This is a genomic window from Lentzea sp. NPDC006480, assembly GCF_040611995.1.
In the GTDB taxonomy this organism is placed as follows: Bacteria; Actinomycetota; Actinomycetes; order Mycobacteriales; family Pseudonocardiaceae; genus Lentzea.
Genome location: NZ_JBEXPJ010000145.1, coordinates 1 through 22,919 on the forward strand (window position 1 = coordinate 1; position 22,919 = coordinate 22,919).

The window sequence follows — 22,919 nt, forward strand, 5'->3', positions numbered from 1 at the left end:
GATCAGCCGTGCGTTCGTCCGTGGCGGGAACGGTGACCTGACCACGTTCTTCCCGTCGGCGCGGCGAGTCGGCAGATGAACGTCGAGCTGCACCGGGTGTGGCGGGAGACCGGCACGACGGTGCTGCTGGTGACGCACTCGATCGCGGAGTCGGTGTACCTGGCGAACCGGGTGATCGTGCTGACGCAACGGCCGGCGGTGGTCAAGGAGGTCATCGAGGTCGATTTGCCCGGTGAGCGCGACTACTCCGCGACGATGGCCCGGCCGGAGTTCGCGACGGCGACCGCGCACATTCGGGATCTGCTGGGGGCCGTGACAGGGCACGATTGATCGGGTGCAGATCTTCGTCAGCTACTCGCGCCGCGACTTCCACGCGGCCGAGGCGCTGACCTCGGTCCTCGCGAGCAGGGGTGTGCAGGTCTGGTTCGACGTCGAACAGCTGCGGCCGCGCACCGACTGGGAGACCGCGATCAACGCCGCGATCGACCAGGCCGATGCCGTCGTCGTGGTGGCGTCACCTGCCGCGATGGCGTCGAAATGGGTCACGGGGGAGTGGCAACGCGCACTCTCCCAGGGCAAACCGGTGCACGCCGCGCTGGTGCGCGACACCGGGCTGCCACCGGAGTTGACGTCGCGGTACGACCTGCGCGGCAGGTTCTTCGCCGAAGCCCAGCGCCTGGCGGACGGAGCTGTGCCGCGTGCGAAACGCCGGTTACCGTTCTCGCCGCAGATGGGCCTGCTGTGGCTGTCGCTGGTGTTCTGCTCGTCGGTCCTGGTGCTCGGCGCCCTGCACGGCTGGGCGATCAGCCAGAAGTACGTGCCGGTGCACGCCGGGATGGCCCGGCTGGCCTTCGCGCTGGCGCTCACGAACGCCCTGAGCGCGGGCGGACTGGTCTACCTGGCGGTGCGGCTGGCCAGACGGACCGTGTCGCCCGGGTCGTTGCGGGAGGGGTTCTCCGCGACCCTGTTCGCGTTGGTGTTCTCCCTGATCGAGACGTTGGTCGCGCCAGTCCCGAGGTGGCCGTTCCTCGCGGCCGGGGTGGTCGCGTTCGCCGGGGTCGTGCTGCTGTCGCGCTCCCGGACCGTGCACCTGGAGATGCCGACGGGTGCCGGTGACGACCGCATCCGGGGCCGCCTGAAAGGCGTGCGGCTGAGCAGGGGTCGCCGGTTCGGCCGGTTGTGGAACACCTACCACCCGAAGTTCGTCGCGCTGGCGGAGCTCACGCCCGGTATCGGTGCCGCGGCGAGCTACTGGGTGTGGTGCCACGAGGACGACCTGCCCATCGCGCAGCTCGTCAAACGCATGTGTGACGCGGCGGGGTTCGCGCAGGAGGAGACCGATCCTGGGCTGGCATTCGTCGTGGTGAGCACGCGCACGCCCTACCAGGTTCTGCGCAGCGCGCGTGAGGTGTTCGGCGACCGCGTGGTGTTCGTGCTGGCGACGAGCCTGCGACTGGAGGAGGACGACGCCGACCTGCGCCGCCACCAGTGGCTCGACTTCCGCGAGCAGGAACCGGAAGGGCTGTACGAGCTCCTGCGCGTGGTGGTCACCTCGCGGCCCGCCGAACGCGGCGTCGTCACCGTGCCCATGAACGTCGACCGGTTCCGCGCGCCCTGTACATCACCGACTACCTGCTGTTCGTGCGGTTGCTGCTCGGCTTGACCTGCGCTCCGCTGATCGGACTGGCGGTCGCGAGGGGGCCTGGAGCCGCCCTCCCGCTGGCGGTCGTGACGGGCTTGCTCGTTCTCGTCGTGGTCAACCTGGTGCGCCGGACGGCCACCCGGTCGGTTGCGGTCGGCGGCTGGGGAGCGAGAACGATCCTGGCGGCGTTGTTGCTCGTCGGGTGGGCCTTCACGGCGCCGCTGATCCCGCACATACCCCCGGTCAACCGCCTCTTCGTGCTCGGCTTCGGGCTCGTGGGGCTCCTCGGCCGCATGAAGGTCCTCGTCGGACTCTGGCTGCCGCCCGAGCGCCAGCAGAAGGTCGTACTGGCATCGCCGCCGGTGCGGCCGTCCGTTTACTCCTTCGCGATTCCGATGACGGCACTGGTGCTGGCGGCGGGCTACTACTTCGCCGCCAGCGCGTGACTGGGCGTGACAGCCTCTTGTGAGCCCCGTCACGCGTGAGTAAAGTCTGGCACGCCGCCGCGTGGTAAGCGCTTTCCAGAGCCGATCCACGAGGTGGTGCGATGTCCAGGCGCTCGCTCCCGGTTGTCTTCGCCGCGCTCGCTCTGACCGCGGCTTCTCTGGTGCCGCAGGCTGCTGCCCAAGCCGGTCCCGTCTCCGATCCCCTGCCCGCCCCCGCACCGTCCGGCATCGGTGTGCGGCTGCAGGAGATCGCGCGGCTGCCGCAGTCGTCGACGACGCCGGCCGCCGGGGACAGCCGGTTGAAGCAGTACAACAGGATCAACTACCTCGGCGAGATCCCGGACGGCTCCGGCCGTTTCTTCGTGCCGGACATGAACGGCAAGCTGTACACGCTGAACCGCGACGGCAGCGGGCAGCGCACCTACCTCGACGTCCGGGCCGCGATCGGCTCCACGTTCCACAACCACCAGGGGCTCGGCAGCGGGTTCGGGTTCGTCGCGTTCCACCCGCAGTTCGCGACGAACGGCAAGTTCTACACCGCGCACACCGAGGCCAAGGACGCGCTGAAGAACCGCAAGCCGGACCTGCCGTCGTCGTCGAACGCGGTGGTGCACGGCGTGATCACCGAGTGGACGGCCACCGATCCCAAGGCCGTCACGTTCTCCGGCACCCGGCGTGAGCTGCTGCGGGTCGGGTTCGAGATGTACCTGCACGGGTTCCAGCAGATCGACTTCGGCCCGGACGGCCTGTTGTACCTCGCGACCGGGGACGGCGGCATCGGCTACCGCTCGGACGTGCCGCAGGACGTGAGGGTGCCGCAGGGCAAGATCCTGCGCATCGATCCAGCGGGATCCAACAGCGGCAACAAGAAGTACGGGATTCCGCCGTCGAACCCGTTCCTGGGCAAGCCCGGTGCGCTGGCCGAGCTGTACGCGATCGGCATGCGCGACCCGTACCGGTTCAGCTGGGACACCGGCGGGACGCACAAGATGTTCCTGGGGCACATCGGCGAGAAGGTCGTCGAGTCGGTCTACGAGGTGAAATCGGGCGCGAACCTGGGCTGGGGGCAACGGGAGGGCCACCTGACCTACCGCCGCAACGATCCCAAGTGCCAGCTCTACCCGTTGCCCGCCGACGACGCGAAGTTCGGCTACACCTATCCGGTCGCGGGCTTCGACCACAACCGTCCCAACGGTGGTTGCGGGGACAGCGGGAACGCGTTGATCGGCGGCTTCGTGTACCGCGGCTCGGCGATTCCTTCCTTGCAGGGCAAGTACATCTACGGCGAAGGCGTCAAGGGGCTGCTGTACTTCGCGGACGAGAAGGACATGCAGGCCGGTGCGCCGATCGCGAAGACGTTCGAGCTCGCGGTGTACGACTCGGCGGGCAAGCGCACCACTTTGAAGACGTTGACCGGCAAGAGCCGTGTCGACCTGCGGTTCGGCACGGACGCGGCCGGCGAGCTTTACGTGCTGGCCAAGGCGAACGGCAAGATCTGGAAGGTCACCGGGACGATCCAGACGCTGGAAGCGTGCGATCCGGGCAGCGATGTCGTCAGCGGGGTCACCTCGGCGAAGGACTGGAAGCCGGTCACGCCTTCACGTTGGCGCTTCCCCGGCACGGAAGTGGTGCTGTCCAAGGCCGGTTCGGCCAGGCCTGGTCCGCGGCGGCCCAACGAGTACGCGGTCGTCACCAAGGGCCCGGTGTTCGGCAACGTGACCATCGACGCCCAGGTGCGGCTGGACACGCCTGTCTCGCAGAAAGATCGCGACGTGGTGATCGTGTTCGGATACCAGTCGGACACGCGGTTCTACTACGCGCATCTGTCGTCGGACAACAAGATCTATCCGCACAACGGGATCTTCCTCGTCGACAACGCCGACCGGCTGCGCATCGACGACCAGTGGAACGGCTCGGTCGGCGCGCCGCCCGCCGTGACGGACATGAAGTGGCACAAGGTCCGCATCACGCACTGCACCGACACCGGCGTGATCGCGGTGTACGTGGACGGCTCCTCGCAGCCGTTGATGACCGCGACCAGCACCGCTCTGAAGTCGGGACGGGTCGGGTTCGGTTCGTTCGACAACATCGGCCGCGTGGCCGACCTTCGGATCAGCGGAAAGGCTCAATGATGAGGAAAGCTCTGCCGGGACTCTGCCTGGTGCTGGCGATGGCGGCACCGGCACAGGCCGATCCGCCTTCGGAGGTGTTCCCCGGCATCGCGTCCGCGGTTGTCAACCACTACGACTTCGAGCACCCGCTGGCCAGTGACCCGAAGAAGGAGGACGACCAGGGCCGGGCCGACTCGCGCACGCCGATCTCGTTGATCAACGGCGGCGCGGCGATGCGCACCGCGGACGGCGCCTTCCCGGGCTCGAAGACGTCGTTGCAGCTCAAGCAGGTGCAGCCGAACAAGAAGAGCAACGACGACTGGAAGGCCGGCCTCTACAGCACGTCCGGTGTCGCGTCGATGAAGGCGTTCAGCAAGGCGCGCAGCATGTCGATCATGACGTGGGTGAAGGTCACCGGTGAGGCGCCGGCGCGGAACTCGAACTCGTCCGGCACGGGTGATTTCTACGGAGCCATCGGGTTCGCGGGGATTCTGTCCGGCGACTCCGACGGCCACGCGGCGCGGGCGTTGCTGGAAGCGGAGAACCACGACGGCGGGATGAAGCTGATCGCGCTGGGACGGCGGCTCGACGGCGGCGACAAGCAGTTCTGGGTGTCCAAGGCCGACCTGAAGACGTTGCTGCCGCAGGGGAAGTGGGTGTTCCTGGCCGGCACCTTCGACTTCGACAACGGCACGGTGGGGCTCTACCTCGACGGCAAGCCGGTCGAGGGCGCCTACGCGGTCAAGGGCGACCCGTGGAAGGTCATCGGAGCACCTGAGCCGGATGTGACGTCCGCGGCGAACCCGCGTGGAATCAAGATCGGTGGCAGTCATCCGGCGAACAACAAGGAAACCAACGCCTGCAACTGTCGTCTGGACGGGCTCATGTTCCTGGACCGCGCCCTGACGGCCGACGAGGTGCGCGGACAGTACGACTGGGTCACCAAAGGTCGGAGGTGAGGGGTTGTAACCACCCTGTCAGCTAGGTAGATTCCGGTGGCCGCCGCGATGGAAAGCGCTTTCCGCTGCCGTGCTGCCACGGCCTGGCCCACAGGGTGGTGGGGATGTACAGACGGTTGTCACGCCTGGCTGTCACAACATTCGTGCTCGCGGGGTTGTTTCTGCTGTTCGCGCCATACGCATCGGCTCAATCGGATGCGCCGATCGCCGATCCGTTGCCCACGCCCGGTGCCTCGGGCATCGGCCTGGAGCTGACCGAGGTCGCGCAGCTGCCGGAGTCGAAACCGGTCCCGCCGCCGACCGACGCCCGGTTGCGCCGCTACAACAGGATCAACTACCTCGGCGAGGTGCCCGACGGTTCCGGGCGGCTCTTCGTGCCGGACATGAACGGCAAGCTCTACCTGCTCGACCACGGCGTCCAGCACGCCTACCTGGACCTCGGTGCCGTGGTGGGCCCTGACTTCCACAACCACAAGGGTCTGGGCAGCGGCTTCGGGTTCGCCACGTTCCACCCGAACTTCAAGCGCAACGGCAAGTTCTACACCGTGCACACCGAGACCGGGTCCGCGCTCACGACGAAGAAGCCCGACCTGCCGTCACCCGCGGACATGCAGGTCCAAGGCGTGATCACCGAGTGGACGGCCGCGGATCCGAAGGCCGATCTGTTCGCGGGCACGCACCGCGAGATCCTGCGCGTCGGCTACGCGTCGTTCATCCACGGATTCCAGGAGATCGGCTTCAACCCGAACGCGCACTGGTGGGACGAGGACCACAACCTGCTCTACATCGCGTCGGGCGACGGCGGCATCGGCCTGACCACCACGGTGCCGCAGGACTTGGGGCTGCCGCAGGGCAAGATCCTGCGCATCGACCCGGCCGGCAAGAACGGCGTGAACGGGCAGTACGGCATTCCGCGCTCGAACCCGTTCGTTGCTCGTGCGGGAGCTCTGGGCGAGATCTACGCGTACGGCATGCGCGATCCGTACCGCTTCAGCTGGGACTCCGGCGGTTCGCACAAGATGTTCCTGGGGCACATCGGCGAGAAGGCCGTCGACTCGGTGTACGAGGTCCGCAAGGGCGCCAACCTGGGGTGGAGCGAACGCGAGGGCTTCTGGGCGTACAAGAAGAACGACCCGTCCTGCGGCGTGTTCCCGCTGCCCGCCGACGACGCCAAGTACGGCTACACCTATCCCGTGACCGCGTTCGACCACAACCGGCTCGCTTCGTCGCGGCCGTGTGCCGACAGCGGCAACGCCTTGATGGGAGGCTTCGTCTACCGCGGGTCGAAGATCCCTGCGTTGCGCGGCAAGTACATCTACGGCGAGGGCGTGAAGGGGCTCATCTACTACGCCGAGGAACGCGAGATGCGCACCGGCGAGCCGATGGCCGCCACTCGCGAGATGATGGTGTACGTGGGTGGTCAGCTGACCACGATGAAGGCGCTGGTCAACGACCCGAACCGAGTGGACCTGCGCTTCGGCCGGGACGCCGCCGGTGAGCTCTACGTGCTGGCCAAGGCGAACGGCAAGATCTGGAAGGTGACGGGTGCTCGCACCTTCGCCTCCTGCCGCACCGGTCACGATTTTGTTCACGGCGCCGCTGGGTCTCGGTCGTGGGAGCCCGTGACGCCCGCGTTGTGGCAGTTCCCCGGCCGTGAAGTCGTGCTGGCCCAACCGGGTGTCGCACGCCCTGGTCCCAGGCGTCCCTTTGAGTACGCCGTGCTGAAGAAGGGGCCTGCGTTCGGCTCGGTGCAGATCGACGCCACCGTGCGGCTCGACACACCGGTGTCCGAGTCCAACCGGGACGTGATCATCGTGTTCGGCTACAAGTCGGACACCGAGTTCTACTACGCACATCTCTCGTCCGACAACACGATCTACCCGCACAACGGCATTTTCGTCGTGAACAACGCGGACCGGCTGCGCCTCGATCATCAGTGGGACGCCGCGCGTTCCGTCGGCGCCGCACCGGCGGTGAAGGACACGGCCTGGCATCGCGTGCGGGTCAGACAGTGTGCTGATACCGGCGAAATCGCCGTGTACGTGGACGGCTCGCCGTACCCGTTGATGACGGCCGTGGACAAGACGTTTGCTTCTGGGCGTGTCGGCTTCGGCTCGTTCGACAACATCGGCAGGCTGCGCGACCTTCGCGTGCAGGGCAAGGGAGTGCGGTGATGAGACGACTGCTCGTTCTCGGTGTGGCCACGTTGTTCTTCGTGGGTCTGGCCGCACCGGCTCAAGCCACGTTCGGCACGGTGCTGCCCACCCTGTCCCGCAACCTGGTGTCGTACTACGACTTCGAACACCCGGTGCGCGCCAACTCGGCACTGGAACAGGACAGCGGCCGCTCGGGCACCACGCTGTCGCTGATCAACGGCGGCGGTGACATGCGCGTGAGGGACGGCGCGTTCTGGCGCAGCCGAAACTCCTTGCAGCTCAAGCAGGTCAACCCGACGGTCGCCGGCAACGACGACTGGAAGGCGGGCCTCTACAGCGAAACCGGCGTGCCGTCACTCCGCGCGTTCAACGGCGCGCGCGAGGCGTCGATCATGGGCTGGGTGAAGATGACGGGCCAGAACCCGGCCCCGAACTCGAACTCGGCCAACCCCGCCGACTTCTACGGCGCGATCGGCCTCGCGGGCGTGCTCACCGGCGACTCCAACGGCCACACCGTGCGTGCCTTGCTGGAACTCATCCAGGTGGACGGTCAGCTGAAGCTCGTCGCGCTGGCCCGTCGGCTCGACGGCGGCGAGTCCCAGACCTTCGCGGCTGCTGAGGACTGGCAGAAGTTGTTGCCGCAGAACGAATGGGTGTTCCTCGCGGCGACGTTCGACTTCGACACCGGCGCGATGGTGCTGTACCGCAACGGAAAGCCGATCGACGGCAAGTACGTCGTCGCGGGCGATCCGTGGAAGCTGGAGGGCGCACCGGAGCCGGATCTGGCCACGGCCACCGACCCGCGCGGCATCAAGATCGGCGGCAGCTATCCGCAGAACAACCGCGAGGGCAACGCCTGCAACTGCCGGATGGACAGCCTGATGTTCCTCGACCGCGTCGCGAAGCCGTGGGAGGTGCACCTGCAGTACCACTGGATGAAGGGCTAGTCGAAGATCAGCACGCCCTGCGTGACCGGCTGCATCGTGCCGACCTTTGCTTCGCTCACCTTGAGCTTGCTGAGGTCGGCGATCGGCTGGCCGTCCGTGCCGATGAACGTCACCTTCGCCGGCACCAGGCCCGGCAGCTCGGCGGTCATCTCGTTGATGGCGAACGAGTTGGCGTCGTCGTCCACGTCGAGCAGCACGCCCGCGAAGGCCGTCTGCCCAGGCTGCAGCGTGATCGACGGCCCCTCGCCGGGCACCAGCTTCTGCTCCACCGGGATGGCGGCGGGCTGGTTCGCGGGGTTGGTGAACGCGAGCTTCGGCCAGCCCTGGAAGGTGATCGGGGCCTTGCCCTGGTTCGTCGCGGCCAGCAGGCCCAGGCCGGGCTTGCCCTGCATGGTCAGCTTCACGTCCACCGCGGGCTTCTGCTTGTCGCTGCCGGCGGTGGGTCCGGTGCTGGTCGGGGAGGGTGACTCGCTCTGTGCAGCCGGAGTCTGCGTCGACGTCCCGCAGGCCGTGGCGGCCACCGCGAGAACGGCGGCGAGAATCGTGACACGCATGCACTGACCCCTTAGCACCAGGTGAATCGCATTGATCACCATCGAATGTCTCGGACGAGAGCCCGGTAAACCTCCGCCGCCCGATCGGGTGGTGGATTCCGGTGCTCATTGAGCAGAGACGTCCGGGCGGCCCGCGCGTTCCACGGCATGATCTAGAGCGTGGCGATCTTCACCGCCTTCGCCATCGCCTCGAAGCCCTTGTCGCCGGGGTGCAGGTGGTCGCCCTGGTCGTAGTCCGGCCGGATGCGCCGCGGGTCGGACGGGTCGCGGATCACCGCGTCGAAGTCGACGATCGCGTCGAAGTCCTGGCTGCCGCGGATGAACGTGTTCACGGCCTGGCGCACGGCTTCCAGCTCGTCGGTGTAGCTGTTCCAGCCCTTGAACGGGGTGATGGTCGCGCCGATCACGCGCAGGCCGCGGTCGTGCGCGCGCTGGGCGATCTGCCGCAGCGCCGCGATGATCTTGGCCGGGTCGGTCTCGTGCGGGGTCTGCTGGATGTCGTTGATGCCCTCGAAGACGATGACCGAGCGGACGCCGGTCTGGGTGAGGACGTCGCGGTTCAGCCGGGACAACGCGTTCGGGCCCGCCCAGTCGCCGTCGAGGAGCAGCCTGTTGCCGCTGATGCCGGCGTTGAGGACGCCCAGGCGGGTGTTGACGCGGTCGGCGAGCTGGTCGGGCCAGCGGAGGTTCGCGCCCCAGGTCGAGTTGGCGCCGTCGGTGATCGAGTCGCCGAGCGCGACGACGCTGCCTCGCAACGTCGTGGTGCGGACGTCGACTCCCGAGACGTAGTGCCAGGCGGTGGTGCGTTCGATGTAGGCGGCGCCGGACTCGTCGGACGTGCGGTTGCCGTCGCGGGTGAAGTACGAGTTCTGCATGGTGAGGCTGTGGTGCGTCACCGGGCCGCCTGGGGACGGGGTGAAGACGCTGACCAGGAGGTCCGAGTCGGCCGGGACGGTGAGCCGCACGCCGTCGCTGATGACGTCGGAGCCGGGCGGGGCGGTGATGGACCTGGAGCCGCCGAACGTGAGGGTGCGCATGGTGCCGGGCAACGCCGTCGGGGTGTCCGGGCCGGCCGCGCGGGCCACGGTCACCGCGCCGAACTGGAGCGGTGTGCGGCCGTAGGCGTTGGAGAGGCGGACGCGGATCTCCTTGCCGCCCGCGCTGACGTGCACGATGTTGCGCAGCGAGAAGTTCGGGTAGCCGTTGTCCGTTCCGGGGACGGCCGAGGAGGGCGCGGTGGCCCAGGTGCCGACCCATCTCGCCGGTGCGGCCTGGGCGGGCGAGGCCGCTGCCACGAACAACGCCACTGCCAGCAGAAAGCGCGTCATGCACTCGACCTTGGCAGCGCTTTCGCACGCCCGGTATCCGCCGATCTTCGGGTCTATTGTTCGGGTTGTGTGGAACGGGGCTGAGTACCAGCGCAGGTTCGACTCGCTCGCCGAGTCGGGGATGGACGTGCACGGCGAGGCCGCGTTCGTACGTGCTCATGCGCCGTCGTCGGTGCTGGACGCCGGGTGTGGCACCGGGCGAGTGGCGATCGAGCTGGCCCGGCACGGCATCGAGGTGGTCGGGGCGGATCTCGACCCGTCGATGCTGGCGGTGGCCCGGGAGGCCGCGCCGGACATCACGTGGGTGCGGTCCGACCTGGCGTTGCTCGATCTGGGACGCACGTTCGACGTCGTGGTGATGGCGGGCAACGTCCCGCTGTTCACCGAGCCGGGGACGCAGGGCGCGTTGGTCGCCGGGGTGGCGCGGCACGTCGGGAAGGTGCTGGTCGCGGGGTTCAGCCTCGATCGCGGGTACACGGTCGAGGAGTACGACGCGCAGTGCGCCGCGGCCGGGCTCCGGCTGGTCGAGCGGTTCGCGACGTGGGACCGGGAGGAGTTCCGGAACGGGAACTACGCCGTGTCGGTCCACCTGTCCTGATTCGGCCAGAACCTCTGGTCTTGCCTCCTGCTGACGGTGTAGGTCTGGTTGATCTACTCGGCAGGGGGATGCATGCGTTTACTGGGAGCAGTCGCCGTCGTCGCGCTGGTGCTGAGCGGGCAGACCGCCGTCGCGGCACCGGCGCCGATCTCGCCGGATCCGGTGCTGGCTTTTCTGGCGGATCCCGTCCGGGCGGATCTCGCGAAGGCGTCCCGGGCGCGGGAGGCTCGGACTCGCGCGCGGGTGCTCAGTTCCTCTTCGCCCTCGTACAGCTACGCCGAACGGGAACCTGCTTCGGTGCGCGGTCGCAACGACAGCCCGTGGACGGCGGAGGTCACCGGCTTCCGGCGCAGTGCCCTGTTCACCGGGTCGTTGCTCGCGGATCCGACGATGCCGGTGGTTCCGGAGCTCGCGGAACCCAATGACACGCAAGCGACCGCGAGCGCAACCGGGGTCGGCACCGCGCATCGTGCTCTTCGCACCGTGGGCAGGATTTCCGGTGCGGACCAGGACTTCTACCGGTTGCGCGGTGCTGGGGTCACCTCGGTCGCGACTCGCACGGACGGCAGTGATCTCGACACCGTGCTGACGGTTTTCGACGCTTCCGGCAAGGAGATCGCGTCCAACGACACGGTCGGCGTGAGCACGGACGCCCGGCTCGAAGTCCCGCTCGTGGTCGGTGCTGACTACTTCGTGCGCGTTTCCGGCGCGCAGAACACTTCCGGTTCCTACGAACTGACGCTCGCTTCTGGGGAAGGCCAGGGAGACAAGGACTTCTTCGGGGTCGAGCTGAAGGCCGGTGACGTGCTCGGCGCGTCGGTGGTGGGCGCGGCGCGCCGGGTCGCGGTGCACGACAGCCGCGGGCGTCTCGTGATGGGCTCGCAGCAGGACTTCTCCGGTGTGTACCCGAAGGAGAGCCCGTTGCCCGGCGGTGGCAACGCGGTCGCGGACTTCGTGGCGCCGCGCGACGGTCGTTACTACGTCGGGGTCGAGGACGGAGCTGGTCAGTACGCGTTGACCGTCAAGGCGTTCCGGCCTGGCAGCGAGAAGGCTTCGCAGACGGTGTTCGTGGACTTCGACGGCGCTCTCGTCGACACGTCGGTGTGGGGTTCGCCGGGGGAGAAGCAGCTCTCGCCGCTGTCCCGGTTCCTGACGGCCTGGGGCCTGTCCACAAAGGACGAGAGCGCGGTCGTGTCCGCCGCGGTCGACACGATCCGGGAAAACCTGGCGCTGCACGGTCATTTCGGTGTTCGGCTGCTCAACAGCCGTGATCACGCCGATCCGTGGGGGCGCCGGGACGTCAGCCGGGTGGTGATCGGCGGCACGATCGCCGAGTCCGGCGTGGAGACCGTGGCGATCGCGCAGACCATCGACCCCGGCAACTTCGGGCACGAGGAAACCGCGATGGTCCAGCTCGATCTGCTCAGCGGGCCTGCGGGTTCGCCGGTCTCGTTGAACACCTACCTCGGTCCGGGGAGCGACAAGATCCGGTTCGTCGGCCGTGCACTCGGCAACGTCGCGGCGCACGAGCTGGGGCACCTGTCCGGGTCGTGGCACCAGGACCAGTTCAACGCGCACGACACGTTGATGGACCAGGGCGGCAACCCTCGCGCGATGTTCGCCGTCGGTGCGGACGACATCGGCGGCACCGCGGACGACACCGACATCGACTTCGGCGAGGACGAGCTGGTGCCGAACGAGGGCTTCACCGGCCTGGAGGACGCCGCGAGCCGCACGCTTTGGGGTTACGCCCGGTAGCTCACCGGCGCGAGCCGATGATGCCGCGCTCGGTGGCTTCGGCGACGGCTGCCGTGCGCGAACCGACGCCGAGCTTCGTGTAGATGCGGGCCAGGTGCGACTTCACCGTGCCTTCGGTGAGGTGCAGCCGCGCGCCGATCGCCTGGTTGGACAGCCCGTCCGCGACGTGCGCGAGAACCTCGACCTCGCGCCGGGTCAGCCCGGTGCCCGGCGTGCGCAACCGGCTCACCAGCCGGTCGGCGACGGCGGGCGCGAGCGCGGTGTGCCCGGCCGCTGCTTTGCGGACGGCGGCGGCCAGCTCCTCGGGCGGCGCGTCCTTGAGCAGGTACCCGGTGGCGCCGGCCTCGATGGCGGGCACGGTGTCGGCGTCGGTGTCGTAGGTCGTGATGATCACGACCCGCGGCGCACCGGGCGCGTTGGTGATGGCCGCGGTGGCCTCGGCGCCGGTCATGCCGCCCTTGAAGCGCAGGTCCATGAGGACGACGTCGACGTCACCCTCGGCGGCACGGGCGACGGCGGCCTCCGCGGTCTCGGCTTCGGCGACCACGACCAGGCCGGGCTCGGTTTCGAGCACGGCGCGCAGGCCGGCGCGGACGATCGGGTGGTCGTCGGCGAGGAGCAGGCGGATGGGTTCGGTCACCGGATGTCCTCGGTGGGGAAGCGTGTCGTGTGCACGGGCACGTCCTCGGTAGTGGCCAGCGGGAGGCGTGCGGCCAGGGCGGTGCCTCGGCCTGGGGCGCTTTCCACGGCGAACGTGCCGCCCAGCGACTCGGCGCGGGTGCGCATGGAGGGCAGGCCGAAGCCCGTGTGCGAGGCGGCCGGGGTGAAGCCGGTGCCGTCGTCCACCACGTCCACCGCCACCTGGTCGCCCAGGTAGCTGAGCGTCACGTCGGCAGACCCGGCACGGGCGTGGCGGACCGTGTTGGCCAAGGCCGACTGGGCGATGCGGAGCAGGGCCGCCTCGAACGAGGCGGGGAGCGGTGACGGGTCGCCGGTCAGGTGGAAGCGGACGATCACCGGGTGCTGGGCCGAGGTGGTGGCGCACAGGCGTTCCAGCGCGTCGGCCAACGAAGATCCGTCGAGCGCGGGCGGGGCGAGGGCGGCCACGAAGCGGCGGGCCTCGGCCAGGTTGTCGACGGCGCAGCGGCGCGCCTGGTCCACGTAGCCCGCGGCCTTCGAAGGGTCCGCCGGCAGGGCGCGTGAGGCGGCGACCAGCAGGAGCTGGATGCTGGAAAGGCCCTGGGCGAGAGTGTCGTGGATCTCGCTCGCCAGGCGTTCGCGTTCGGCCAGCACGCCGGCGCTGTGCTGGGCCTGAGCCAGTGAGGCGCGGGTGGAGACGAGCTCTTCGACCAGAGCGCGGCGGCGTTCGCTCTCGCGGTAGAGGGCCTGGTAGCCCCACACGACGGCGACGGCCACGGCGGCTCCCAGGGCCGGGCCGATGGCCACGGCCGGGGTGAACGTGCCGGCGTGGGCGGAGAAGCCGGTGATCGCCATGGCCGCGGTCGCCACCACCGAGGTGAGGCCCGCGCGGCGGGGCAGCAGGTGGAGTTGCAGGAAGTACAACGGGAATGCGAGCCACACGGCATCAGCGGTCAGGACCAGCAACACCACCCACGCGACGCCGAGAGCGGCCGACCACAGGGCTGCCCGGCGGGAGGTGCGCACCAGCAAAGGGCCGGTCGCGTACACGAGCGCCAGGACGAGGGCGACCAGAACCACGGCCGGGGTCGCGGCCTTCACTGCTGCGAGGGTCAGCAGGCCGATGACCAGCAGGTGCAGGCACCAGGTCAGCACGCGGCTGGTCGGAGTGAGCGTGTCCACAGTGTTCCCAGCATAGGTACAACGCGCGGAGCCGGCCTCTGTCGAAAGACACAACCTCGGGTGTCCTCTTCGGACGCCACGGATCCTGTCCGGCGGCAGATGTGGGACGGGCACCCGCCGACGACAGTGGGCAACGTTCCCACAGCGAAAGGCACCGAAGTGTTCGTCGCACTGCGAGACCTGAGGTTCGCCAAGGGTCGCTTCGCCCTGATGGGCGGCGTGATCGTGCTCATCACCCTGCTGGTCGGCCTGTTGTCCGGGCTGACCGCGGGGCTGCAACGGCAGAACGTGTCCGCGATCACCGACCTGCCCGCCGACCACATCGCGTTCGGCGGACCGTCCTATTCGGACTCCGCCGTCACCGAGGAGCAGCAGGCGATCTGGGCCGCCACTCCAGGCGTGCTGGCCGAACCGCTCAGCATCAGCACGACCAAGGCCGCGGCGGGCAACCGGAGCACAGCGGTCACGGTCTTCGGCACGAAGAACGTCGACGAGCACTCGGTGACGCTCTCCGCACCGGCCGCCAAAGAACTCGAAGTCGAACCAGGCGACAAGATCGCCGTCGCGGGCAGGACCCTGACCGTCACGGCCATCAAGGGCGACGCCTACTTCAGCCACACCCCGGTCGTGTGGGCGAGCCTCACCACCCCGGCGACCGTGATCGCTCTCCAAACCGAGAACGCCGACATCAAAGCGGCAGACGCCAAAGCGGGCACCCGCACCGTCACCAAAGCCGGCTCACTCCAGGCCATCGGCTCCTACCGGTCGGAAAACGGCTCGCTGCAACTGATGCGCGGCTTCCTGTTCGTGATCTCCGCACTCGTCATCGGCGCGTTCTTCACCGTCTGGACCATCCAGCGCAGCGCCGACATCGCCGTCCTCAAAGCGCTCGGCACCTCCACGGCCACGCTGCTCGCAGACGCCCTGGGCCAAGCCCTCGTCCTGCTGGTCACCGGCACCGCCATCGGCACCGCGCTCGCCGCCACGATCGGGCTCGCGATGGACGACTCCGTGCCGTTCCTGCTCGAACCGGCCACCGTCCTCACCCCGGCCGCCACCACCGTCCTGCTCGGGGCGCTCGGTGCCGCGCTGGCCGTGCGCCGCGTCGTGACCGTCGACCCGCTGACCGCGCTCGGGAGCGTCCGATGAGCCTCACCCTCAAGAGCATCACCCTCACCTACCCGGACGGCGACGGCAGGCTGACCGCGCTCGACGAGGTCGACCTCCACGTCCCCCGGCGCACCACGACGGCGGTGATCGGCCCGTCGGGTTCCGGCAAGTCCAGCCTCCTCGCCGTCGCCGCCACCCTCGTCACGCCCGACGACGGCACCGTCACCGTCGACGGCACCCCGACCAGGAGCCTCACCAAGAGCGAGCTCAGCGAGATGCGCCGCCACCGCATCGGCATCGTCTTCCAGCAACCCAACCTGCTGCCCGCGCTCACAGCCGCCGAGCAACTGCAGGTCATGGCACCCCGAAACCGGCACAAGGCTCTCGATCTGCTGGAGAAAGTCGGCCTCGCGGACCAGGCGGAACGACGACCGCACCAGCTCTCCGGCGGCCAGCGGCAACGCGTGAACATCGCTCGCGCGCTGATGAACGAACCCGCCGTCCTGCTCGTCGACGAACCCACGAGCGCCCTGGACCACGAGCGCGGCGCCGCGATCATCGACCTCATCACGACGCTCACCCGTGAGCAGCAGACGGCCACTGTCCTCGTGACGCACGACCGCAGCCATCTAACAGAAGCTGACGCCGTGGTCACGATTCATGACGGGAGGCTGCGACCGGCGTGAAGATCCCGGTGTGGCGCGGTCGCGGACGCTACGGTGTGCCGCGTGACGTCGTGGACCGAAGTGATCAACTATGTCCGGGTCCGGCACGAGGTGCTGGAGGAGACCGACGAGTGGTTGCGGTTCCGCCTGGAGACCTCGGGCGACCGGACGCAGCAGGTCTCGGTGCACCACCTGCCCGACACGGACGGCCAGGCGTGGGTGGAGATCTCCTCGCCCGTCGGCCGCGCGGACGACGTGGACCTGCGCCGCTTCCTGGAGCTGGCCGGGGCGCCGGAGATCGGTGGCGCCGCGGTAGTGGACGGGCTCGCGCTGCTCAAGCACACGGCACCGCTGGAGGACCTGAGCATCCGCGAGGAGTTCGAGCGGCCGCTCACCCTCCTGGTCGCCCGCGCCGACGCCATCGAGCACGAGCTGACCAGCGGCGATCACTTCTAGAGAGCGGCGAGCAGCTCTTCCGGGGTCTCCAGCTGAGGCAGGTGGCCGGTGCGGGGGAGCAGCGTGAACGTCGACCCCGGAATCGCGGCGGCGTAGGCCTTGCCGTACTCGGGGTCGACGATCCGGTCGCTCTCTCCCCACAGCACGTCCACGGGAATCCGCACGTCCGCGAGCCGCCCGAGCAGCGTCGGATCGGACATCGACGGCCCGGTGTAGCCGATCAACGCGCGCACGTCCGGGCTCGGTCCCGCCGGCGCCTTGGCCGGGTCGTGCCACGAGTGCGCCTGGATCTCGGCGAGCGTGAACCCGCTGATGTCGGTCACGGGATGGCCCGCGACCTCGACGCCGATCCCGTTGACGATCACCGCGCGACTCACCCGCGGACTGCTGAGCAGCGCGATCTCGGCGGCCAGCCAGCCGCCGAACGAGTTGCCCAGCACGGTCACGCCGGTGAGCCCGCGCTCCTCCAGCATCTCGACGTAGTACTGGGCCAGCGAGGCCACTCCGGTCAGTGACGCGGGCTTCGGCGTGCCGCCGAACCCGGGATGAACGGGCGTCAGCACCTCGGCACGCTCGGCCAGCAGGTCAGCGAACTTCGTCATCGTGGCGGCACCACCGCCGCCGTGCAGCAACAAGTAGGTCATGTAAGGAACCTTAGATAAGGATGCTTATCTAAGCAAGATGGGTAAGCTCGCCACTTGTGAAGCACCGTGCCCCCGACGTCGCGCTCGCCGTGAAGCGCCTGCAACACCGCCACCACCGCGCGCTGAGCCAGGCCCTGGCCCCGCTCGGCCTCTCGCTCGTGCAGTGGGACACCCTGCGCCACCTGCACCGGAAGCCGGACGCGTCGCTGCACGACCTCGCGGTGCTGACGTTCCAGACCGACCAGTCGTTCGGCTCGCTGGCGGTGCGGATGGCCGAGCGCGGCCTGATCGAGCGGATCGCCGGGCCCGGCCGTGCGGTGCGCCACCAGCTCACCGACGAGGGTGCCCGGCTGCGGGCCGAGGGGCAGGAGCTGGTCGACGCGATCACCGAGAAGTCGTTCGGCGCGCTGTCGGCCGCGCAACTCGACCAGCTGGGCGACCTGCTGGACGCGGCACTAGGCCAGTAGCTTCTCGGCTGCCCACGTCACGGCGTCGGCGGTCTTCTTCGGTTCGTTCGACGGCTGCATCACGTGGCTGAGCACGTGCCGGACGATCAGGTCGACCGCGATGTCGAGCTCCCGAGGCTTCAAGCTCAGCTCGTAGGTCTTCAAACACCGCGCCACCACGGACTTGGCCGCGTCCAGCAGGCCGTCGGTGTGGGTGGTGAGCAACGGCAGCAGTTCGGTGTTCGCGCCGTGCGTCGCGGACACCACGGCGTGCAGCAACGCGTTGTCGCGCGCCAGTTCCAGCACGTTCCGGACGGCGGCGTGGATCGCTTTGAGCACGTCGGCGGGGTGCTGGTCGAACGCATCGGTCACCACGGTGAGGAAGCGGTCGAGCTCTGTGAGCACGACCGCCTCCGCGAGCCGGGGTTTGGCGCCGACCTCGTTGTAGACGGTCTGGCGGCTGACGTTCAGCTCGGCCGCCAGCCGCGACATGGTGACCGCCTGCCAGCCCTGCTCGGTGATGAGCCTGGCGGTCACCTTCACGATGTCGTCGCGCAGTGTCATGTGGCTCCGATGGAGACGAAGTCGACCTTTTCCCGCACCCCGCAGTCGGGGCAGCACCACGAGTCGGGCACGGCCGACCACGGCGTTCCGGCCGGGAACCCCTCGCGAGGTGCGCCGACCGCGGCGTCGTAAACGTAACCGCAGCCAGGACAACGGCCACCGGCGGCATCCCCGTCGAGCGTGGTGATGGTCTCCCGCGCGGTGTGGTGCGGCGTGTTCGGCTGCGGGTAGCGCGCCAGGACCTTCGCGCGCTTCGGCGGGTGGATGTTCGCGAGGCCGATGTCGCCGTGGAAGTGGCCGAGCACGCGCGGATCCATGACGCGGCGCCACACCGGCGGCACCAGCGCGAGCAGGATCATGCCCGCGTAACCGGTCGGCAGCACCGGCGACTCCTCGAAGTCGCGCAGGGTCTGGTAGCGCCGCACCGGGTTCGCGTGGTGGTCGCTGTGCCGCTGCAGGTGGTACAGCAGGACGTTCGTGGCGATGTTGTTGGAGTTCCAGCTGTAGCTGGGGTTCACCCGCTCGTACCGGACGCGGCCGGGAATCCCGGCCTTCTGCCGCAGCATGCCGTAGTGCTCCATGTAGTTCACGACTTCCAGCAACGAGAAGCCGATGATCGCCTGCAGCACCAGGTACGGCAGGATTCCCCAGCCCAGCCACCAGATCATCGCGCCCCACAGCACCGCGGACATCAGCCACGCGTTGAGCACGTCGTTGCCGATGCGGTACGGGTGCCGGTCGCGCCGGGCATAGCGCTTCTTCTCCAGCCGCCACGCGCTTTTCACCGAGCCGGCGACCGTGCGCGGCCAGAACCGGTAGAAGCTCTCGCCGACCCGTGCGCTGGCGGGATCCTCCGGTGTCGCGACCCGGACGTGGTGGCCGCGGTTGTGCTCGATGTAGAAGTGGCCGTAGAAGCTCTGCGCCAGCGCGATCTTGGACAGCCAGCGCTCGTGGCTCTCCTTCTTGTGCCCCAGCTCGTGCGCGGTGTTGATGCCGATGCCGCCGATGGCACCGATCGACACCGCGAGCCCGATCTTGTCCACAACGGACAGATCACCGGTGGCGATCACGTAGAAAGCGGCGGCGAAACCCGCGTACTGGATGGGCAGGAACAGGAACGTGATCCAGCGGTAGTAGCGGTCCTGCTCCAGCGCCTCGATCAGCTCGTCGGGCGGGTTGGAGCGGTCCAGGCCCGTCAGGAGGTCGATGGCCGGGACGATGAGGAGCACGACGATCGGGCCGGTCCACAGCCAGACGCCCCAGCCGGTCAGCGCGTGCATGCCCAGCGCCACGAACGCGAGCGACGGGACCACCAGGCCGATCAGCCACAGGTAGCGTTTGCCGTCCTTCCACTGCTCGGTCGACCCAGGTGTCACGGTGCCTGTCATCGCGCGCTCCTCCCGTTTTACAAAACCGTATGAGATGTAAAACGGGTTTGACAAGAGGGCGCTAGTTGTAAAGTCAGGTGGATCGGTACACCTGGGTCGCCGTCTCGACGAACGCCCTGGTCAGGGCGTCGTTCTTGGTCCACGCGAGCACGACAGGACTGGGTGGCAGGTCCTGGATCGCGACGACTCTGAGCTCGCTGCCGAGGTCGTGGCCGAGTGGGGCCAGGCCGACCGTGCCGTTCCAGAGCACGGACTGGACGCACTCCTGCACCGCGCGGACCGTGGGGCCCTGCCTGGGTTTGCCGCCGTTCCAGAAGCTCTGCCAGATCTCGTCGGTGCCTTCGGGGAACTGGAACCAGACGCGGTCGTCCAGGTCGTCCGTGGTGAGGTGGGTCTTGTTCGCGAGCGGGTCGTCCGCTCGCAGGACCGCGCCGATCGGATCTTGGCGCAGCACCAGGGTTTTGAGGCCGTTCGTGTCGAACGGGCCGCGCGTCAGGGCGATGTCGACCTGGTTGGTGCGCAGACCGCACGTGGGGTCGGTCAGGTCGGCCTCGCGGATGCGGATCTCGACGTCGGGATGCTTGTCCCGGAAGGCTTTCGCGAGTTCGGCGGCGCTGTTGTCGCCGAGGATGCCCACGGTGATGGTCGTCTTCGCGAGGGTGGCTTTGATGCGATCCGCGTGCTCCAGCAAGGCTTTCGCCTCGCGCAGGAGGGTGTGGCCGGACTCGGTGAGCGTGACGCCGGCGGGGGAGCGGTGCAGCAGCGTGGTGCCGAGGCCGGTTTCGAGCTGCCTGATCGCGCGGCTCAGCGGTGGCTGGCTCATGTGCAGGCGCTGGGCGGCTCGGCCGAAGTGGCGCTCCTCGGCGACCGCGACGAAGTAGCGCAGGGTTCGCAGCTCCATGAGCAGGCACGATACTCGCCGGGTATCGGGCCTGCGTTCTTGGTCTTGGACGCGCGGCGGGGTGTGGCGGTGGAGTGGGGGCATGAACCTTCCTGACCCTGTCGTCCAGGTCTCCGGCGCTGTCGAGGTCGCTCCTGATGTTGTGGTGATTCCGAATTCCGGTGTTGGCCTGGTGCCGAACATCGGGGTGATCGGCGGCGCGGACGCTGTTCTCGTGGTGGACACGGGACTTGGGGTTGAGAACGCTTCCGGCGTCTTGGAGTTCGCTGTCGAGGTGGCCCGGGGGCGGCGGATCTACCTGACCACGACGCACTTCCATCCCGAGCACGCGTTCGGGGCTTCGGTGTTCTCCGGTTCGTACGTGGTGAACCGGGCTCAGGCGGATGACTTGCGGCGCAAGGGATCCGGTTATCTGGAGATGTTCCGCGGCTTCGGTGGTGCGATTGCTTCCAGGTTGGCGGGTTGCGAAGTGCCGGTGCCGGACTTCGTGTTCGACGGGGTGCACACGCTCGATCTCGGCGGCCGTTCCGTCGTGTTGCGGCCGACCGGGCGCGGGCACACGTTGGGAGATCAGGTGATCGAGGTGCCGGACGCGGGTGTGCTGTTCACCGGCGACCTCGCGGAGACCGGGCAGTTCGCGATCTTCCCGTGGTTCCCGCCGCACGACACCGACGTGTCCGGGGTGGCGTGGATCGCCGTGCTGGACCGGCTGATCGCCGCCGCGCCCCGGATCGTCGTGCCGGGGCACGGAACCGCCGGTGGTCTTGAGGTGCTGGGCGGTGTCCGGGACTACCTGCGCGAGCTCCGCGACGAGACCTGGCGCCGGCGCGACTCCCCGGACGTGGTGGCCGAGGTGCAGGCGGTGCTGGTCGAACGGCACCCCGAGTGGACCGGTCAGGAGTGGATCGAGCGCGGCGTCGGCTGTCTGTGCGCTGAATAAATCGCTTTACGGGTTGCCGGCCCGCGCCTCACTCTCGTGAGGTCATGAATGGTTTTGGTACACGGCAAAGCGTGCCGTGGGATGTTGAACTTCTCAGCGATCGATGCCTCGCTCCGCTGCCGGGAGACTGGCTGGCGCGGACCGCGGACGGGCTCGTCGCACTCAACGCGGGATTCGTCTGCCCGTCTCCGCTGGTGGTCGAGGACTACGGCGACGAGGCGTGGCGGGACGCGGTCCCGGCGCTGCACACCTCACCGGACGGCCGATATGCGGCTGTGGTGAACGACTACGGCAACTTGGGCGTAGTGGTCGACCTCGCGTCCGGCGAGGTGGTGCTGAGCCTGGACCGCGACCACGTCCACACGGCGACGACCACCCCGTTCCCGATCGCGTTCCTGCCCGGTGATCGCGTGGTCGCCGCCACGGACGTCTGCCGGCTCGACGTGATCGACCTCGGCACCGGCGCCGTGCTGACCGAGCGGGAGACGGACTTCTCCGAGTACCACGGGAGGCTGACCGCAAGCCCGTGCGGCCGGTGGTTCGTGGACCACCGCTGGGTGTGGCATCCCGATGGCGCGCCCGCGGTCGTCGACGTCGACGAGTGGCTGCGGACCGGCGGCGACCCGGAGGGCACCTTCCTGGCGTTCCGCGACTATCCGTGGGACCAGCCCGTCGCCTGGCCGTTGCCGGGAATCGTGGCGATCCAACGGACTGACGACCGCTACTTCGAGGGCGACGGCATCGAGATCTACAACGTGCTGCAGCTCGGCGAACCGGACGAGCCACCGATGGCGCTGCTGCCCGGCGTGACGGGGCCGATGTGGGCGCACGACGGCGCGTTGTACGTGAGCGGCGCGACCGGGTTGGAGGGGTGGGATCCCGAGCGTGAACTGCCGTTCGGCGTGCTGGAGGGGTTTCGCCCGATCGCCCATCGCGACGGCGTCTTCGCCGAACTGCGTGACGGTCTGCTCTATAGCTTCAGTGTTGACTAAAGATAGTCCTCACCGAGGTGGGCGCGGATGACCTTCTTGGGCACGCACATGGTCCAAGCGCCGATGACGAGCTCGGTCATCTCCTCGACGTCGAGCTCGGCCATCGACGCGTGCACCCACTGGAACCGCATGTCGGACTGGCTGGGGAAGGCGAACTTCACCGGGTCGCTCGCCACCAGGGCCTCGCGTTCCTCGCGCGGATAGCCGAAGCCCAGCACGGTCTCGTCGCGGGACAGGGCCGCGTAGACGATCTGGCCCACGCGGAACTTCACGCGGTCGCGGATGAGATGTTCGGTGGTGCGCGGCAACGACAATGCCACGGCACGGATGTCGGCGACGGTGACCATCAGGCAATCCTGTACGCCGCGGCGCCGTTGTGCAGGTACTTCGCCCGACCGTGCTCGTCGGAACCGATCAGGTCGATCGACGCCGGATATCTGGCACTGCTGTGCAGTTATGCGTACGGGGATGAGCCGCACGCCATGGTTTTCAT

The 22,919-nt window shown here is 68.6% G+C and carries 24 protein-coding genes; 15 read left to right on the forward strand and 9 right to left on the reverse strand.

Annotated features, from left to right (window positions below; genetic code table 11):
- Positions 1 to 75 precede the first annotated feature (75 nt).
- The 7 genes from ABZX92_RS36185 (at position 76) to ABZX92_RS36215 (ending at position 8,261) form a co-directional block, all read left to right on the forward strand.
- The gene (locus tag ABZX92_RS36185) at positions 76 to 330 is read left to right on the forward strand and encodes a hypothetical protein (RefSeq protein WP_355569752.1); all 255 of its coding nucleotides are present in this window, start codon (positions 76 to 78) and stop codon (positions 328 to 330) included.
- Positions 331 to 334: 4 nt separating this feature from the next.
- Positions 335 to 1,663 (forward strand): toll/interleukin-1 receptor domain-containing protein, encoded by a 1,329-nt coding sequence (locus ABZX92_RS36190; protein WP_355569755.1) that lies wholly within the window; start codon positions 335 to 337, stop codon positions 1,661 to 1,663.
- Complete coding sequence (locus tag ABZX92_RS36195; protein WP_355569757.1) at positions 1,642 to 2,088, forward strand: hypothetical protein; 447 nt, start codon at positions 1,642 to 1,644, stop codon at positions 2,086 to 2,088. Before ABZX92_RS36190 ends, ABZX92_RS36195 begins: the two co-directional genes overlap by 22 nt.
- A gap of 101 nt (positions 2,089 to 2,189) precedes the next feature.
- Positions 2,190 to 4,220, forward strand: coding sequence for a PQQ-dependent sugar dehydrogenase (locus ABZX92_RS36200; RefSeq protein ID WP_355569760.1), 2,031 nt, complete (start codon positions 2,190 to 2,192; stop codon positions 4,218 to 4,220).
- Positions 4,220 to 5,158, forward strand: coding sequence for a LamG-like jellyroll fold domain-containing protein (locus ABZX92_RS36205; protein WP_355569763.1), 939 nt, complete (start codon positions 4,220 to 4,222; stop codon positions 5,156 to 5,158). The genes ABZX92_RS36200 and ABZX92_RS36205 overlap by 1 nt, the downstream gene beginning before the upstream one ends.
- A gap of 104 nt (positions 5,159 to 5,262) precedes the next feature.
- Complete coding sequence (locus tag ABZX92_RS36210; protein WP_355569766.1) at positions 5,263 to 7,332, forward strand: PQQ-dependent sugar dehydrogenase; 2,070 nt, start codon at positions 5,263 to 5,265, stop codon at positions 7,330 to 7,332.
- Positions 7,332 to 8,261, forward strand: a complete 930-nt coding sequence (locus ABZX92_RS36215; RefSeq protein ID WP_355569768.1) for a hypothetical protein — start codon at positions 7,332 to 7,334, stop codon at positions 8,259 to 8,261. The genes ABZX92_RS36210 and ABZX92_RS36215 overlap by 1 nt, the downstream gene beginning before the upstream one ends.
- Here the strand turns inward: ABZX92_RS36215 and ABZX92_RS36220 are convergent.
- Together ABZX92_RS36220 and ABZX92_RS36225 are read right to left on the reverse strand one after the other, a co-directional pair.
- Positions 8,258 to 8,815 (reverse strand): DUF4232 domain-containing protein, encoded by a 558-nt coding sequence (locus tag ABZX92_RS36220; RefSeq protein WP_355569770.1) that lies wholly within the window; start codon positions 8,813 to 8,815, stop codon positions 8,258 to 8,260. The genes ABZX92_RS36215 and ABZX92_RS36220 overlap by 4 nt on opposite strands.
- A 152-nt stretch (positions 8,816 to 8,967) precedes the next feature.
- Complete coding sequence (locus tag ABZX92_RS36225; protein WP_355569773.1) at positions 8,968 to 10,143, reverse strand: SGNH/GDSL hydrolase family protein; 1,176 nt, start codon at positions 10,141 to 10,143, stop codon at positions 8,968 to 8,970.
- A 67-nt stretch (positions 10,144 to 10,210) separates the two neighbouring features.
- Here ABZX92_RS36225 and ABZX92_RS36230 point away from each other — a divergent pair, with 67 nt between their 5' ends.
- Positions 10,211 to 10,741, forward strand: coding sequence for a class I SAM-dependent methyltransferase (locus ABZX92_RS36230; RefSeq protein ID WP_355569776.1), 531 nt, complete (start codon positions 10,211 to 10,213; stop codon positions 10,739 to 10,741).
- Between the two features lie 72 nt (positions 10,742 to 10,813).
- Complete coding sequence (locus tag ABZX92_RS36235; RefSeq protein ID WP_355569779.1) at positions 10,814 to 12,499, forward strand: hypothetical protein; 1,686 nt, start codon at positions 10,814 to 10,816, stop codon at positions 12,497 to 12,499.
- A gap of 1 nt (position 12,500) precedes the next feature.
- Here ABZX92_RS36235 and ABZX92_RS36240 read toward each other — a convergent pair whose 3' ends face one another.
- Positions 12,501 to 13,139 carry a response regulator transcription factor gene (locus tag ABZX92_RS36240; RefSeq protein ID WP_355569781.1) on the reverse strand — a complete coding sequence of 213 codons (639 nt, stop codon included), beginning with the start codon at positions 13,137 to 13,139 and terminating at the stop codon, positions 12,501 to 12,503.
- Entirely contained in the window at positions 13,136 to 14,320 is a 1,185-nt protein-coding gene (locus ABZX92_RS36245; protein ID WP_355569784.1) for a sensor histidine kinase, read from the reverse strand. Before ABZX92_RS36245 ends, ABZX92_RS36240 begins: the two co-directional genes overlap by 4 nt.
- Positions 14,321 to 14,479: 159 nt before the next feature.
- Here ABZX92_RS36245 and ABZX92_RS36250 point away from each other — a divergent pair, with 159 nt between their 5' ends.
- Genes ABZX92_RS36250 through ABZX92_RS36260 form a run of 3 tightly spaced genes read left to right on the forward strand, consistent with a single transcriptional unit; the run spans position 14,480 to position 16,551 of the window.
- A complete protein-coding gene (locus tag ABZX92_RS36250; RefSeq protein WP_355569810.1) occupies positions 14,480 to 15,469 on the forward strand; it encodes an FtsX-like permease family protein in 990 nt (329 codons plus the stop codon).
- The gene (locus ABZX92_RS36255; protein ID WP_355569787.1) at positions 15,466 to 16,116 is read left to right on the forward strand and encodes an ABC transporter ATP-binding protein; all 651 of its coding nucleotides are present in this window, start codon (positions 15,466 to 15,468) and stop codon (positions 16,114 to 16,116) included. The genes ABZX92_RS36250 and ABZX92_RS36255 overlap by 4 nt, the downstream gene beginning before the upstream one ends.
- A gap of 42 nt (positions 16,117 to 16,158) precedes the next feature.
- Complete coding sequence (locus ABZX92_RS36260; RefSeq protein WP_355569790.1) at positions 16,159 to 16,551, forward strand: hypothetical protein; 393 nt, start codon at positions 16,159 to 16,161, stop codon at positions 16,549 to 16,551.
- Here the strand turns inward: ABZX92_RS36260 and ABZX92_RS36265 are convergent.
- Positions 16,548 to 17,195 carry an alpha/beta hydrolase gene (locus ABZX92_RS36265; protein WP_355569792.1) on the reverse strand — a complete coding sequence of 216 codons (648 nt, stop codon included), beginning with the start codon at positions 17,193 to 17,195 and terminating at the stop codon, positions 16,548 to 16,550. The genes ABZX92_RS36260 and ABZX92_RS36265 overlap by 4 nt on opposite strands.
- Before the next feature lie 56 nt (positions 17,196 to 17,251).
- Here ABZX92_RS36265 and ABZX92_RS36270 point away from each other — a divergent pair, with 56 nt between their 5' ends.
- Positions 17,252 to 17,662, forward strand: coding sequence for a MarR family transcriptional regulator (locus ABZX92_RS36270; RefSeq protein ID WP_355569794.1), 411 nt, complete (start codon positions 17,252 to 17,254; stop codon positions 17,660 to 17,662).
- Here the strand turns inward: ABZX92_RS36270 and ABZX92_RS36275 are convergent.
- The 3 genes from ABZX92_RS36275 to ABZX92_RS36285 form a co-directional block, all read right to left on the reverse strand.
- Positions 17,651 to 18,205: a TetR/AcrR family transcriptional regulator gene (locus ABZX92_RS36275; protein ID WP_355569796.1), complete on the reverse strand. Its 555-nt coding sequence runs from the start codon at positions 18,203 to 18,205 to the stop codon at positions 17,651 to 17,653. The two genes, ABZX92_RS36270 and ABZX92_RS36275, sit on opposite strands and share 12 nt — an antisense overlap.
- Positions 18,202 to 19,593 (reverse strand): fatty acid desaturase, encoded by a 1,392-nt coding sequence (locus ABZX92_RS36280; protein ID WP_355569799.1) that lies wholly within the window; start codon positions 19,591 to 19,593, stop codon positions 18,202 to 18,204. The genes ABZX92_RS36275 and ABZX92_RS36280 overlap by 4 nt, the downstream gene beginning before the upstream one ends.
- A gap of 73 nt (positions 19,594 to 19,666) precedes the next feature.
- Positions 19,667 to 20,494, reverse strand: a complete 828-nt coding sequence (locus tag ABZX92_RS36285) for a LysR family transcriptional regulator (RefSeq protein ID WP_355569802.1) — start codon at positions 20,492 to 20,494, stop codon at positions 19,667 to 19,669.
- A gap of 82 nt (positions 20,495 to 20,576) precedes the next feature.
- Between ABZX92_RS36285 and ABZX92_RS36290 the strand changes: the two genes are divergently transcribed.
- Positions 20,577 to 21,434: an MBL fold metallo-hydrolase gene (locus tag ABZX92_RS36290; protein ID WP_355569804.1), complete on the forward strand. Its 858-nt coding sequence runs from the start codon at positions 20,577 to 20,579 to the stop codon at positions 21,432 to 21,434.
- Positions 21,435 to 21,505: 71 nt separating this feature from the next.
- On the forward strand, positions 21,506 to 22,426 hold the full coding sequence (locus ABZX92_RS36295) for a hypothetical protein (RefSeq protein WP_355569807.1): 921 nt from the start codon (positions 21,506 to 21,508) through the stop codon (positions 22,424 to 22,426).
- Here the strand turns inward: ABZX92_RS36295 and ABZX92_RS36300 are convergent.
- Complete coding sequence (locus ABZX92_RS36300; protein ID WP_109636178.1) at positions 22,423 to 22,773, reverse strand: MmcQ/YjbR family DNA-binding protein; 351 nt, start codon at positions 22,771 to 22,773, stop codon at positions 22,423 to 22,425. The genes ABZX92_RS36295 and ABZX92_RS36300 overlap by 4 nt on opposite strands.
- Between the last annotated feature and the right edge of the window lie 146 nt (positions 22,774 to 22,919).